10 protein-coding genes are annotated in these 14,249 nt (G+C 60.3%); all 10 read left to right on the top strand.

What is annotated here, in order from left to right; all coding sequences use genetic code 11:
- Positions 1-136 precede the first annotated feature (136 nt).
- The 10 genes from HF682_RS01070 to HF682_RS01025 all read left to right on the top strand — a co-directional run bounded on the left by HF682_RS01070 (position 137) and on the right by HF682_RS01025 (position 14,215).
- On the top strand, positions 137-3,622 hold the full coding sequence (locus HF682_RS01070; protein ID WP_168875411.1) for an indolepyruvate ferredoxin oxidoreductase family protein: 3,486 nt from the start codon (positions 137-139) through the stop codon (positions 3,620-3,622).
- Positions 3,623-3,687: 65 nt separating this feature from the next.
- The gene (locus HF682_RS01065; RefSeq protein ID WP_168875410.1) at positions 3,688-4,941 is read left to right on the top strand and encodes an ABC transporter substrate-binding protein; all 1,254 of its coding nucleotides are present in this window, start codon (positions 3,688-3,690) and stop codon (positions 4,939-4,941) included.
- Positions 4,941-5,300, top strand: coding sequence for an MmcQ/YjbR family DNA-binding protein (locus HF682_RS01060; protein WP_168875409.1), 360 nt, complete (start codon positions 4,941-4,943; stop codon positions 5,298-5,300). Before HF682_RS01065 ends, HF682_RS01060 begins: the two co-directional genes overlap by 1 nt.
- Positions 5,301-5,347: 47 nt before the next feature.
- Positions 5,348-6,844: a CoA-acylating methylmalonate-semialdehyde dehydrogenase gene (locus tag HF682_RS01055; protein ID WP_168875408.1), complete on the top strand. Its 1,497-nt coding sequence runs from the start codon at positions 5,348-5,350 to the stop codon at positions 6,842-6,844.
- Between the two features lie 8 nt (positions 6,845-6,852).
- Positions 6,853-8,013 (top strand): acyl-CoA dehydrogenase family protein, encoded by a 1,161-nt coding sequence (locus HF682_RS01050; protein ID WP_168875407.1) that lies wholly within the window; start codon positions 6,853-6,855, stop codon positions 8,011-8,013.
- Between the two features lie 15 nt (positions 8,014-8,028).
- A complete protein-coding gene (locus HF682_RS01045) occupies positions 8,029-8,799 on the top strand; it encodes an enoyl-CoA hydratase (RefSeq protein ID WP_168875406.1) in 771 nt (256 codons plus the stop codon).
- A gap of 13 nt (positions 8,800-8,812) precedes the next feature.
- Complete coding sequence (locus HF682_RS01040) at positions 8,813-9,940, top strand: enoyl-CoA hydratase/isomerase family protein (protein ID WP_168875405.1); 1,128 nt, start codon at positions 8,813-8,815, stop codon at positions 9,938-9,940.
- A gap of 29 nt (positions 9,941-9,969) precedes the next feature.
- Positions 9,970-10,854, top strand: coding sequence for a 3-hydroxyisobutyrate dehydrogenase (gene mmsB / locus HF682_RS01035; RefSeq protein WP_168875404.1), 885 nt, complete (start codon positions 9,970-9,972; stop codon positions 10,852-10,854).
- Between the two features lie 189 nt (positions 10,855-11,043).
- Positions 11,044-12,183, top strand: a complete 1,140-nt coding sequence (locus HF682_RS01030) for an ABC transporter substrate-binding protein (RefSeq protein ID WP_168875403.1) — start codon at positions 11,044-11,046, stop codon at positions 12,181-12,183.
- A gap of 61 nt (positions 12,184-12,244) precedes the next feature.
- On the top strand, positions 12,245-14,215 hold the full coding sequence (locus HF682_RS01025; RefSeq protein WP_168875402.1) for an aminotransferase class I/II-fold pyridoxal phosphate-dependent enzyme: 1,971 nt from the start codon (positions 12,245-12,247) through the stop codon (positions 14,213-14,215).
- The last annotated feature ends 34 nt before the right edge of the window (positions 14,216-14,249 follow it).

Below are 14,249 nucleotides of genomic sequence, written 5' to 3'. Positions count from 1 at the left end.
TACCCAGCCTTTGGCGTACCATCACCAGTCTGGACGAGCATCGGCGCGCCTGAACGACGGCGCGCCACGGTCACACCCATAGCCTGCCTACCCGGCAGGGCGACACCTTGAGAACACAATTTTTGAGGAAGACACCATGACCACACGTGAACTGTCGCTCGACGACAAGTACACGGCCGAGCGCGGCCCGGTATTCATGACCGGTATCCAGGCGCTGGTCCGGCTACCCATGATGCAGCGCCAGCGAGATCAGCTGGCCGGCTTGAATACCGCCGGCTTCATTTCCGGCTACCGGGGCTCCCCTCTGGGCGGGGTAGACCAGGCGATGGAAAAGGCAGGCAAGTACCTCAAGGCCCACCATGTTCACTTTGAACATGGCATCAATGAGGATCTGGCCGCGACAGCCGTGTGGGGTAGCCAGCAGGTCAACCTGTTCCCCGGGGCCAAGTACGATGGCGTGTTTGCCATGTGGTATGGCAAAGGGCCGGGCGTGGACCGCAGCGGGGATGTGCTCAAGCATGGCAACGCCGCGGGTACCAGCCAGCACGGCGGGGTGCTGGTGATCGCAGGTGACGATCATGCTGCCAAGTCTTCCACCTTTCCTCACCAGTCAGACCATATCCTGTCCGCCTCGATGATTCCGGTGCTCAGCCCGGCTGGCGTACAGGAATTCCTCGACTTTGGCCTGCATGGCTGGGCGATGAGCCGCTACTCCGGTTGCTGGGTGGCGATGAAAGCCATTACCGACACCGTGGAGAGTTCCGCCATTGTGGACGTCAGCCCGGAGCGGGTGCAGGTGGTGCTGCCTGAAGACGTGGTGCTGCCCAAGGATGGCCTCTCCATTCGCTGGCCGGATACCCCGCTGGCGCAGGAAGAGCGCGTGCTGCATCACCGCCTGTATGCCGCACTGGCCTATGCCCGGGTCAACAAGCTGAACCGGGTGGTGATCGACAGCCCGCAACCCAAACTGGGCATCATCACCAGCGGTAAATCCTACCTGGACGTGATGCAGGCGCTGGACGACCTGGGCATTGACGAAAAACTGGCACAGGACATTGGCCTGCGCATCTTCAAGGTTGGCATGCCCTGGCCGCTGGAAGCGGAAGGCGTACACCAGTTTGCCGAGGGGCTGGAAGAGATTCTGGTCATCGAAGAAAAACGCCAGATCATTGAGTATCAGCTCAAAGAGCAGCTGTATAACTGGCGTGAGGATGTGCGTCCGCGCGTGGTCGGCAAGTTTGACGAGAAGGGCGAATGGGCTTTGCCGCACGGCGCCTGGCTGTTGCCTGCCGCCGGTGAACTGACCCCGGCCATGATTGCACGGGCCATTGCCAGCCGTATTGCCCGCTTCTTTGACAGCGACATCATCCGTGAGCGTCTGGCCTTCTATGAGGCCAAGGAGGCGCAGCTGATTCAGCCGCGCGAGAGCATTGCCCGCATGCCGCATTACTGCTCGGGCTGCCCGCACAACACTTCGACCAAGGTACCGGCTGGTAGCCGGGCTCATGGCGGGATTGGTTGCCACTACATGGCGACCTGGATCGACCCGAACACCAAAACCTTCACCCAGATGGGTGGCGAAGGCGTCACCTGGATCGGTCAGTCTCCGTTTACCGAAACACAGCACATCTTCACCAATCTGGGGGACGGTACCTATTTCCACTCGGGCTTGCTGGCAATTCGGGCGGCGATTGCTTCCAAGGTCAACATTACCTACAAAATCCTCTATAACGATGCCGTTGCGATGACTGGCGGCCAACAGGTGGATGGCCCGCTGGACGTGCCGATGATTACCCGCCAGCTGGCGGCAGAGGGCGTCAAGCGCATCGTCATCACCAGCGACGAGCCAGAGAAGTATGAGGGTGTCAGCAATCTGGCCCCTGGCGTGGAAGTCTTCCATCGCTCCGAGCTGGACCGCCTACAGCGAGAGCTGCGTGAGATTGCGGGGACCACCATCCTGATTCACGACCAGACCTGTGCGGCGGAAAAACGCCGTCGGCGCAAGCGTGGCACCTATCCGGACCCGAACCAGCGCGTATTCATCAATGAGCGCGTCTGTGAGGGCTGCGGTGACTGCAGCGCCAAATCGCAATGTTTGTCGGTGTTGCCGTCGGAAACCGAATTGGGCCGCAAGCGCAAGATTGACCAATCTTCCTGCAACAAGGATTTCTCCTGCATCAACGGTTTCTGCCCCAGCTTTGTCACGGTAGAAGGCGGTGAAGTGCGCAAGAGCAAGGCAGGCAAGGGTGAATTGCAACAGCTACCCGTACTGGCAGCGCCGGTTTTGCCGTCGCTGGATCATCCGTACGGCATCATGGTGACCGGCGTCGGTGGCACCGGGGTGGTCACCATCGGCCAGATCCTGGGCGTGGCTGCGCATCTGGATGGCAAGGGCATCACCGTGCTGGACATGGCAGGCCTGGCGCAAAAGGGCGGGGCCGTCTGGTCCCACATCCGGATCGCGGCAGACCAGGCACAACTGCATGCAGTGCGTATCGCCGCAGGCGATGCCAATCTGGTACTGGGTTGCGACCTGGTGGTGACGGTCAGTGCTGAGGCGCTGGCCAAGATGCGGCTGGGCTTCAGCCACGCGGTGGTGAACAGTTACGAATCGCCGACCAGCGAGTTTACCCGTAACCCGGATGCCCGCTTCCCGGCAGCTGCCATGACCCAGACCCTGCTGGAAACGGTAGGCGAGGAGCGCTTTGCTGCCGTGAATGCCACCCGTCTGGCCACTGCGCTGCTGGGTGATTCCATTGCGGCCAACATGTTTATGCTGGGTTTTGCCTGGCAACGCGGCTTGGTGCCGGTCACGGAAGACGCCATCATGAAAGCAATTGAGCTCAATGGCGCTGCCGTGTCGTTCAACCAGACCGCATTCCTGTGGGGCCGCCATGCCGCGGTAGATAGCACTGCCGTGGAAAAGGTAGCGTTCCCTGAGCAGCAGGCCAAGACCGTAGCCATGCCGCAGACACTGGAGCAACTGATCGCGCACCGTGCTGCATTCCTGGTGGATTACCAGGGAGAAGCACTGTCCGCGCGCTATCGTGCGCTGGTTGAGCGCGTACAGCAAGCGGAGCAAGCGGCGCAGGCGGGCTCCACCCGACTCAGCTGGGCGGTGGCACGCAACTACTTCAAGCTGCTGGCGTATAAGGATGAGTATGAAGTCGCGCGTCTGTACAGCGATGGTCAGTTCCTGAAAGACTTGGCTGCCACCTTTGGCGGTAACTACAAGCTGAGCTTCCATCTGGGGCCTACCTGGCTGCAGAAAGATGGCACCGAGCCGAAGAAGCGCCGCTTTGGCCCGTGGATGATGAAGGCCTTTGGCTTGCTGGCCAAATTCAAAGGTTTGCGTGGCACGGCGCTGGACCCGTTTGGCTATCAGGCAGAGCGCAAGATGGAACGGCAGCTGATCAAGGACTACGAAGCGCTGGTAGATACACTGCTGCCCGGCCTCAAGGCGGACAAGCTGGCGCAGGCGGCGGACATTGCGGCGTTGCCGGAGCTGATTCGTGGTTACGGTCATGTCAAGGAAGCCAATGTGGAGAAGGTGCGCGGCATGCAGGCTGAAAAACTGCATCAGTACCAGCATGGCGTCATCACGATTCAGCAGGCCGCCTGATTCCCCCAACTGACCCGGATTCTGGTTATGCTTACCACTCGCCAACAATCAACAGGAGGGTGCAGGTGAAACGAGGGAATCCGGGACAGTGGGCAAGGTGGGGGGCGCTGATGCTGGGCGTGCTGCCGCTGATGGTATCCGCAGAGCAGGCCATTGGTGTCCTGCAATACCGGACGGGTCCGTACGCTGCGCTGGGGACTAAAGTGGCGGGCGGGCTGGAAGACTATCTGACCCTGCTGAACCTGCGTGATGGCGGGGTCAATGGCCAGCCCATCAAGCTGCTGTCCTGCGAAACCGGCTACCGGATGGACCGGGTGGACGTCTGCGCCCGCCAGCTGCAGGCGCGCGGGGCGACTGTGCTCAATGTGCCCTCCAATGGGGCCATGCTGATGCTGGATGCGTGGTCAGAGCAGCAGCGTATGCCGCTGCTGATGACGGGAGGCTTCACGCCGGAACCCGGCAAGCTGGCCAGTACGTCGTATCAGTTTGCTCTGGGCCCGGATGCGGCGGCCGAAGCCGAGGCCATGTGGCGAACCCTTGCACAGGCGCAGGTCTTGCGCGGCAAGACGGTCGTCGACCTGTACCTGGATTCGGACTATGCCCGCGCTGCGCTGCCGGTGCTGGATGGCTTGGCACGCCAGGCCGAGGCACGCCTGATTCACCTGCCCGTTAGCCCACCGGGTGAGGAGCAGCAGGCTGCATGGGGACAGATCGGTCGGTTGAAACCGGCCGGGGTACTGCTTCGAGGCTGGGACAGGATGACCCCGGTTGCGTTAGGCAAAGCCGCGCAGAGTGGCCTGCCCATGTCACGCATCATCGGCAGCAGCTGGTCTGGCCTGGAAGAGGCAGTCCAGCCGGTGGCGCTACAGGCCAAAGGCTATACCAGCGTGAGTCTGGTCGCTGAGGGACAGCGCTTTCCAGTCATCGAGGACATCAAGCGGGTCGTTTATGGGCAGGGACAGGGGCGCATGCTGCAGCGGCAAGACCTCGGTTCGGTGGCGTACAACCGGGGTGTGATGCAAGGCATCATTCTGGCGGAAGCGTTGCGCGGCGGACAGAGCCGCTTTGGCGTACGCAGCCTGGATGGTCGACAGTGGGCATGGAGTCTGTCCCACCTGAACCTGAGTCCTTCCCGACTGCAGGCGCTGGGCGCGGAGGGCATCATGCTGCCGCTGCAGACTCGGTGTCAGGATCGTCGAGGCAGTACCCAACTATTCTTGCAGCGCTGGGATGGCCGCCGTTGGCAACCGCTGCCCGAGAAGGCGGGTCTCGCCCTCTCACCCGCCGCTGAATCGACAAGCTGCCATGAGGGCGCCTGATGAATATTCACCGCTTGCTGGCCCATTGCCGCACCTTGCCGGGTGTTCAGGAGGATGTGAAGTGGGGCAATGCCCACTGCTGCATGGTGGCGGAGAAACTGTTCGCCATCATCCGGCTGGATGAGCGGGGGCAGCCCCAGGCAGCGATGTCGATCAAGGTCGACAGCCATCGTTTTCTCGAACTTTCCGATCTGCCGGGTATCCAGCCTGCGCCCTATCTGGCGCGTAACCACTGGCTATTGCTGGAGGCAGATTGCGTGCTGCCGGATGAAGAGGTGGAAGCACTGATCAGCCGGTCCTGGCATTTGATTGCATCGCGCCTGCCCAAAAGGCAGCGCGAGACTTTGGGGCTGGCTTGACCAGTCAAACCATGAACACACCCCCAAGAAGGGTAGAGGAGTCCACCATGCAGCGCATCCCCCTGTTGATCAATGGCGAATGGGTCCAGAGCCAGACCACGCAATGGCGTGACGTCATTAACCCGGCTACCCAGCAGGTACTGGCCCAGGTGCCCATGGCAACGGTGGAAGAAGTGGATGCCGCTGTTGCTGCTGCGCGTCAGGCGTTTGCCAGCTGGAAACGGACACCGATTGGTACCCGCGCCCGCATCTTCCTGCGTCTGCAACAGTTGATCCGCGAGCACATGAAGGCGCTGGCAGCCGTGCTGACGGCCGAGCAGGGCAAGACGCTGGCAGATGCAGAGGGCGACATTTTCCGCGGGCTGGAGGTGGTGGAGCATGCCGCCAATATCGGTACGCTGCAAATGGGTGAGTTTGCCGAGAATGTGGCCGGTGGGGTGGATACCTATACCCTGATGCAGCCGCTGGGCGTCTGCGCCGGGATTACCCCGTTCAATTTCCCGGCCATGATTCCGCTGTGGATGTTCCCGATGGCGATTGCCTGTGGCAATACCTTTGTGCTGAAGCCTTCCGAGCAAGACCCGATGGTCACCACAAAACTGGTTGAGCTGGCGCTGGAAGCGGGTATTCCGGCCGGGGTGCTGAACGTGGTACATGGCGGGCCAGAGGTGGTGAACCGTCTGTGTGACCACCCGGACATCAAGGCCATTTCCTTTGTAGGCTCCAGCAAGGTTGGTACTCACGTTTACCAGCGTGCATCACTGGCGGGTAAAAGGGTGCAATGCATGATGGGGGCCAAGAATCACGCCATTGTGCTGCCGGATGCCAACAAGGAACAGGCACTGAACCAGCTGACCGGGGCGGCATTTGGCGCGGCAGGTCAGCGTTGCATGGCGTTGACGGTGGCGGTGCTGGTGGGTGAAGCGCAGCAGTGGATTCCGGAGCTGGTGGCCAAAGCCCGCACGCTCAAGGTCAGTGCCGGGACAGAGCCCGGTACGGATGTCGGCCCGCTGATTTCCTGCTCCGCCAAGGAACGGGTACAGAGCTTGATTGAGCGCGGGGTGGCCGATGGCGCTACGCTGGAGCTTGATGGCCGTCAGGTGCAGGTGGCGGGCTTTGATCAGGGTAACTTTGTTGGCCCGACCATCTTCAGTGGCGTCAAACCCGGCATGGCCATTTATGACCAGGAAATTTTCGGGCCGGTACTGTGCCTGGTGGCTGCCGACTCGCTGGATGAGGCCATCGACTTCATCAACGCCAACCCGAACGGTAACGGCACCGCCATCTTTACCCAGAGCGGGGCTGCCGCGCGCAAATTCCAGGAGGAGATTGATGTCGGGCAGGTGGGGATCAATGTGCCGATCCCGGTGCCGGTGCCGCTGTTCAGCTTTACCGGTTCACGCGCCAGCAAGCTGGGGGATCTGGGGCCGTATGGCAAGCAGGTGGTGCTGTTCTACACCCAGACCAAGACCGTTACCGCACGCTGGTTTGATGATCCGGCTTCCACCGGTGGCAAGGTCAATACCACCATCAGCTTGCGCTGAGGTCAGATATGGATTTCTCACTGAACGACGATCAGCTGGCCTTGCAGGCGGCGGCACAAGCCTTTGCCGCCGGCGAACTGGCGCCGCATGCCGCGCACTGGGACGAAGAAAGCCTCTTTCCCAAGGACACCCTGCGCCAAGCCGGTGAGATGGGCTTTTGCGGTATTTATACCCCGGAAGCCTATGGTGGCCTGGCGTTGAGCCGGCTGGACGCCAGTATCATTTTTGAGGCGCTGTCGGCCGGCTGCACTTCCACCACGGCTTACCTGACCATCCACAATATGGCGACCTGGATGATTGCCAGCTGGGCGCAGCGCGAGGTGGCCGAGCAATGGGTGCCAGGCATGGTGGCAGGCGAGCTGCTGGGCTCCTATTGCCTGACGGAGCCGGGCAATGGCTCGGATGCCGCCGCCTTGAAAACCAGTGCGACGCTGGATGGTGATGGCTACCGGCTGAATGGCAGCAAGATGTTCATCTCCGGTGGTGGTGAGAGTGACGTGCTGGTGGTGATGGCCCGCACCGGCGGACCCGGCGCGAAGGGGATCTCGGCGTTTGTGGTCGCAGCTGATAGCCCTGGTATCAGCTATGGGCGCAAGGAAAGCAAGATGGGCTGGAACAGCCAGCCCACCCGTGCCATAACGTTTGAGGATGTGCATGTTCCCGCCCGGCAGCGGCTGGGTGAGGAGGGCGAAGGCTTCCGCATTGCCATGAAAGGGCTGGACGGCGGGCGCCTGAATATTGCCAGCTGCTCGGTGGGTACCGCGCAAGCTGCGCTGGATGCCGCCTGTAGCTACGTCAAAGGGCGGCAGCAGTTTGGTCAGGCCATCATGGACTTCCAGATCACCCAGTTCAAACTGGCCGACATGCTGACCGAGCTGATTGCGGCCCGGCAAATGGTGCGACTGGCAGCCTGCAAACTGGATGCCGGAGATGTGGATGCCACCGCCTACTGTGCCATGGCCAAGCGCTTTGCGACGGATGTGGGCTTCAAGGTCTGCAATGAGGCCCTGCAGCTGTTTGGCGGCTATGGCTATATCCGCGAATACCCGCTGGAGCGCATGGTGCGGGATACCCGGGTACACCAGATTCTGGAAGGCAGTAATGAAATCATGCGGGTCATTGTTGGCCGAGCCTTGCAGGATGAGGCTGTGCTGGCTCGCCTGCGCTAAGCGTTGAGGGAAAATATGAGTATTGAACTGGAAAAACGCGGTCATGTGGCCATCATTACCATTGCCAATCCACCTGCCAATACCTGGACCGTCGCCAGCCTGACGGCCTTGCGCGATACCGTGCGGGCACTGAATGAGGATAAAGACATTTACAGCCTGATCCTGACCGGACAAGGCGAGAAGTTCTTCAGCGCCGGGGCGGACCTCAATCAGTTTGCCAGTGGTGACAAGGGCGTAGCGGCCAGTGTCTCGCGCATCTTTGGCGAAGCCTTTGAGGCCTTGGCCACTTTCCGTGGCGTCTCGATTGCCGCCATCAATGGCTACGCCATGGGCGGTGGCCTGGAAGCCGCCCTGGCGTGTGACCTGCGCGTGGTGGAGGCACAAGCGGTGATGGCGCTGCCGGAAGCCAAGGTGGGCTTGCTGCCCTGCGCGGGGGGGACACAGAACCTGGCCTGGCTGGCAGGCGAAGGCTGGGCCAAACGCATGATCCTGCTCGGCGAGCGGGTGGATGCTGCCACCGCCTTGCAGATTGGCCTGGCAGAAGAGGTGGTGGCCAAAGGTCAGGCACTGGAGAAGGCGCTGGAGCTGGCTGCCAAGGTGGAGCAACAAAGCCCGGTCTCCGTCATGCACTGCAAGGCATTGATCCAGAGCAGCCGCATGCGGGGCCCCTATCAGGTGTTGCCTGAGGAGCGTGAGCGCTTTGTCATGCTGTTTGATAGTGAGGACCAGAAAGAAGGCGTCACCGCCTTTCTGGAGAAGCGCAGCCCGCAATGGAAAAACCGCTAAGGACCGATGACGCATGAGCGATTCTCCCATCCGTATTGAAGAGTGGGCTGGGCAGCAGGGCTGTCGCATTGGTGTAGCGTGCCTGAATAGTGAAAAAAGCCTGAACGCGTTGTCCCTGCCGATGATTGAGCTGCTGCTGCCGCAGCTGCAAGCTTGGCAGGCGGATCCGCAGATTGCCTGCGTGGTACTGCTAGGGCAAGGTGACAAGGCATTTTGTGCCGGTGGCGATATTCGCGCCATGTATGAGCAGATCCGGGCAGGTAACGCCCTGACCGCTTGCACCCATTTCTTTGCACTGGAATACCAGCTTGACTATCTGATCCATACCTATGCCAAGCCCATACTGGTCTGGGGTAAAGGCATCGTGATGGGCGGAGGGATCGGCCTGATGGCCGGTGCCAGCCACCGGGTGGTGACAGAAACCTCACGGCTTGCCATGCCGGAAATCAGCATCGGCCTTTATCCGGACGTGGGCGGCAGCTGGTTCCTCAGCCGTTTGCCCGGCAAGGTAGGCCGTTTTCTGGCGCTGACCGGGGTGCACCTCAATGCATCCGACGCCCGCTTCCTGGGCATGGCTGATTATCAACTCGCCAATGACCAATGGGAGCACGTCAAGGCCGGGCTGTGCGCTCAACATTGGCCTGCCGATGAGCCGGGCCGCAAGCAGTGTCTGACCGAGTTGCTGGTCCGCCTGGAGGGCGACTCCGGAGTGAATTGGCCCGTATCCCCCATTGAGCAGCATTGGTCGCAACTGCTCAAGGTGTGCCGCGGCCACGATGCGTCTGCCGTCATTCAGTCCTTGCTAGACGAGCAGACCCGGGAAGCCTTTAAAGACGACCCCTGGTGGCTCAAGGCGGTTGGCAACCTGCAGCGTGGCAGCCCGATGTCGGCTCGGCTTGGTCTTGCCATGCAGGCGCGCTGTGAGCATCTCTCCTTGCGAGAGGCCTTCCAGTGGGAGTTGGTCGCGTCAGTCCGTTGCTGTTTGAGCGGAGAATTCGCGGAAGGGGTGCGGGCCTTGTTGGTCGATAAGGATAACCAGCCGCGCTGGTCGGCCGCACATGATGCCGCCGTGGAGGAAGATGCCCTGGCGCTGCATTTTGTCGCACCTTGGAGCGGCCCCCACCCCTTGCAGGACCTGTAACCCCCATTCTTTACTGAACAGGAGTCACCATGCATATCGCATTCATCGGGCTGGGTAATATGGGCCTGCCTATGGCGCGCAACTTGTTGAAAGCCGGGTTTACCCTGAGCGTGTTTGATCTGGTAGCGGAAGCCATGTCGACCCTGGCCGCAGAGGGGGCCAAAGCATGTACGTCAGCGGGTGAGGCTGCACGCCAGGCGGATGTCATCCTCACCATGTTGCCAGCATCGCAGCATGTGGAGCAGATCTATCTGGGAGACGGTGGCTTGCTGGTCAACGCCCGCGCGGGCGCAATTCTGGTGGATTGCAGCACCATTGCTCCGGCGGTGGCTCGCAAGGTGGCTCAAGCCGCAGAAGAGGCCGGTTTCCCGATGCTGGATGCACCGGTATCCGGCGGCACGGCCGGCGCCGCTGCCGGTACGCTGACCTTCATGGTAGGTGGTGCAGCGGAGGTGGTGGAGCAGGTGCGGCCGTTGCTGGAGCGCATGGGCAAGAATATTTACCACGCCGGGTCACATGGTGCGGGGCAGATCGTCAAAATGTGCAACAACATGATGCTCGGCATCCTGATGGCAGGTACGGCGGAGGCCTTGAATCTGGGGGTCGCACATGGGCTGGACCCCAAAGTGTTGTCCGAGATCATGAGCAAGAGTTCGGGCCGTAACTGGGCGCTGGAGGTGTATAACCCGTGGCCGGGTGTGATGGAAAACGCACCTGCATCCAAGGGCTATGCCGGGGGGTTTGGGGTTGACCTGATGCTGAAGGACCTGGGCCTGGCGCTGGAAGCCGCCATTGCCAGCAAGGTGGCGACGCCAATGGGAGCTCAGGCTCGCGGTTTGTACGCATTGCATAGTGCTCAGGGAAACGGCAAGCTCGACTTCTCGTCGATTCTGCAGTTGCTGCATGCCAGCTGATTGACACCACAACCCCATTACGTGGGGTCATCAGCAGCAGCTGCGGGACGTTGCATTTTTGACTTGAGTCAGAAAGCAACTTCCTGCACACTGTGGCTTCTCTGCATTGCGGAACCGTGTTCCGCAATGCAGAACTGCGAAAAGGCGAGCCCATAAAATACAACAGCCTTTCGCAAGAGGAGACACATCATGTTGCTGCAACGCTATGCCTTGCTGGTCCTGACACTCGCCCTCGGACTCGCCGCCACGGTGCGTGCAGAGCCAGGGGTTGAACCCGCTCGGGTCTTGTTTGGGCAGTCGGCAGGGGTAACCGGGCCGTATGCCCGTGTCGTTGAGGAATACAATCAGGGTCTGCAAGCTGCCTTCCAGATGATCAACGATCAGGGGGGCGTCAACGGTCGCCGGCTGGAGCTGAAAACGCTGGACGACGCCAGCCTGCCAGACAAAACGCTTGGCAATGTCACCACGCTGATCCAGAAGGAACAAGTCTTCGGCCTGGCCGGGGTGTTCGGGACTGCCAATAACCAACAGATCGCCGACCTGATCTTCAAGGAAAAAGTACCCTCCATTGCGCCGTACACCGGCAGCGATGTCACCCGCATTTATCACAACCCGATGCAGTTCAACATCCGCGCTAGCTATCGGGATGAGTCCGAACGTATTGTGCGCCAGCTGGTCAGCCTGGGGATCAAGCGTATTGGTGTGCTGTATCAGGACGACAGCTATGGCGAGGCCGGGCTGGAGGGGATTGAGCGTGCCATGCGCAAGAACAACCTCGATGTGGCTGCCAGCGCCAAGTACGATCGCACCAAGCTGGATGTCACCGCGGCGGTCAAGCAGCTGGCTGATGCCAAGGTTGGCGCGGTGATTCTGGTGGCTGTCAGCAAGCCGGCTGCCGATTTCATCCATGGCATGAAGCAGCGTGGCATCAATATCCAGTATTTTGCCTTGTCGCCAGTGGATGCGAGCGAACTGTACGCCTTGCTGAAAGAAGAGGCGGTCGGGGTAGCCATTTCCCAGGTCATGCCGAACCCGATTACCGGTACCGAACAAGTGGTAGGCGATTTTCAGCGAGCCATGCGCAAGTACGCCGCAGGCAAGCCGCTGACTTATCCCGGCATTGAGGGCTTCATGACCGGCTGGGTGATTATTGAAGGGCTGAAGAAAGCGGGCAGCAATGTGACCCGCAAAACGTTTGTCGAGGCTCTGGAAAGCATGGATGACAAATACTTCGGCGGTTTTCCGCTGCGCTATTTGCCGTCTAATCACCGGGGATCAACGTTTGTCGATTTCGTGGTCATCAGCAAGGGTGGCCGTTTGGGGCGTTAGCAGCAGCCAGTAAGGCCAGCCTGAAACCGGGCTGGCCATCAGTGCAGTGAGTCAGAGGTCTATGTCAAAGCCGGTAAGCAAAGTACTCGTCATCAATGACGAAAAAATGGTGGTACGCAGTCTGACCAATGGTCTTAACGGTGCGGCCAAACATCTGGATAACCCGTTTGGCCTGACGTTTTCTGGCGTCACATCGGCACAGGAAGCGTTGAATGTGCTGGCGGCCGATGGTGATTACCAGGCCGTCATGATTGACGACAATCTCTACTCCCTGGAGGATCAGGACAAGACCCAGCAGCAGAGCGCGCTTGATCTGGTGCACTGCATCCACGCCATGCGGCCTGAGCTCAGCATCTACATCATGATTGATGAGGCCCGGCAGGATGAAGTGGTCGAAGCCCTGTTCAATGAAACGGTGGATGGCTACTTCTGCCGTGAAGAGCGCGACTACCGGGGCTGGTACCGTATCCTGCACGCGCAGATTCAGGAGCGCGCCCGCACCCCGTTCTACGATGCGCTGCGTGACTATGTGCTGATGGCCAAGGATGCCTGGCACACTCCGGGTCACAGTTCAGGTGACTCGCTACGTGGCAGCCCGTGGGTCAATGATTTTCACGAATTTCTGGGTGAGCATGCTTTCCGGGCGGATTTATCTGTCTCGGTTGACATGCTGGATTCCTTGCTGGACCCGAAAGGGGTGATTGAGGAATCACAAAAGCTGGCGGCCAAGGCATTCGGCGCGCGCCGCACTTTCTTTGCCACCAATGGTACGTCTACCGCCAACAAGGTGATTTTCCAGACCTTGCTGACACCGGGCGACAAATTGCTGCTGGACCGGAACTGCCACAAGTCGGTTCACCACGGTGTGGTGCTGTCTGGCGCACACCCCATTTATCTGAACAGCTCGGTCAACAAGAAATACGGCGTGTTCGGTACGGTACCGAAGAAGGCCATCTTCGAGGCCATCGAGCAGCATCCGGATGCCAAGGTGCTGATCCTGACCAGCTGCACTTATGATGGCTTGCGCTACGATCTACCGCCCATCATTCAGGCCGCCCACGCCAAGGGTATCAAGGTCATCATTGATGAAGCCTGGTACGGCTTTGCCCAGTTTCACCCCGCCTTCCGGCCCACCGCGCTGGAAGCGGGAGCTGACTATGCAACGCAGAGTACGCACAAGGTGCTGTCGGCACTCAGCCAGTCAAGCATGATTCATGTGAACGACCCGGAGTTTGACGAGCACATCTTCCGGGAAAACTTCAACATGCATGCCTCCACCAGCCCGCAATACAGCATGATTGCCAGCCTGGATGTGGCGCGCAAACAGGCCGTGATGGAAGGCTACAAGCTGCTGTCTCGTACCTTGGAGCTGGCACGTGAACTGCGTGAGAGCATCAAGGAAACCGGCGTCTTCCGGGTGCTGGAGCTGGAGGACCTGCTGCCGGAAGAGGTGCGCAATGATAATGTTCAGCTCGATCCCACCAAGGTGACGCTGGATATTTCCCAATCGGGCTATACCACCGATGAATTCCAGCATGAGCTGTTCGAGCGCTACAACATTCAGGTTGAGAAATCGACCTTCAATACCGTCACCTTGCTGTTGACCATCGGGACCACCCGCAGCAAGGTGTCACGCCTGTACGATGCGCTGATGCGTCTGGCCCGGGAAAAGCGCGCGCCACGCCGCCTGTATCGGGTGCCAGACATTGCCGAGTTCACCGCGCTGCGCTATCTGCCGCGTGATGCCTACTACGCGGCCGGTGAAATGGTGCCAATGATTGATGAGGACGAGCGCCCGAATCCCGGCCTCATTGGCCGCGTCTCGGCAGACCAGATCGTGCCTTACCCGCCAGGTATTCCGGCGCTGGTGCCCGGACAGGTCATCACCGCGGAAATCCTGCAATTCTTGCTGGGTCTGATGCGCAGCCACAAGCGCACCGAGATGCATGGTGTGGTGTTTGATGGCTATGTCCCCACCTTGCGCGTGCTGACGGAAGAAGAAGCTGCACAACTGAAGCCGCTCAGCGAGTAGACTCTGGGGTTTGGCCTTCAGCGGCCTGCTTCCG

The organism is Leeia aquatica (assembly GCF_012641365.1).
GTDB lineage: Bacteria > Pseudomonadota > Gammaproteobacteria > Burkholderiales > Leeiaceae > Leeia > Leeia aquatica.
Note: the sequence above shows the minus strand (reverse complement) of the source record. Positions and strands in the feature narration are given on the sequence as shown.

Bases quoted from the DNA above. Each gene is read 5' to 3' on its own strand.
- HF682_RS01070 (WP_168875411.1), top strand. From the start codon at position 137: ATGACCACACGTGAACTGTCGCTCGACGACAAGTACACGGCCGAGCGC.
- HF682_RS01060 (WP_168875409.1), top strand. From the start codon at position 4,941: ATGAATATTCACCGCTTGCTGGCCCATTGCCGCACCTTGCCGGGTGTT.
- HF682_RS01055 (WP_168875408.1), top strand. From the start codon at position 5,348: ATGCAGCGCATCCCCCTGTTGATCAATGGCGAATGGGTCCAGAGCCAG.
- HF682_RS01050 (WP_168875407.1), top strand. From the start codon at position 6,853: ATGGATTTCTCACTGAACGACGATCAGCTGGCCTTGCAGGCGGCGGCA.
- HF682_RS01045 (WP_168875406.1), top strand. From the start codon at position 8,029: ATGAGTATTGAACTGGAAAAACGCGGTCATGTGGCCATCATTACCATT.
- HF682_RS01040 (WP_168875405.1), top strand. From the start codon at position 8,813: ATGAGCGATTCTCCCATCCGTATTGAAGAGTGGGCTGGGCAGCAGGGC.
- mmsB (WP_168875404.1), top strand. From the start codon at position 9,970: ATGCATATCGCATTCATCGGGCTGGGTAATATGGGCCTGCCTATGGCG.
- HF682_RS01030 (WP_168875403.1), top strand. From the start codon at position 11,044: ATGTTGCTGCAACGCTATGCCTTGCTGGTCCTGACACTCGCCCTCGGA.
- HF682_RS01025 (WP_168875402.1), top strand. From the start codon at position 12,245: ATGTCAAAGCCGGTAAGCAAAGTACTCGTCATCAATGACGAAAAAATG.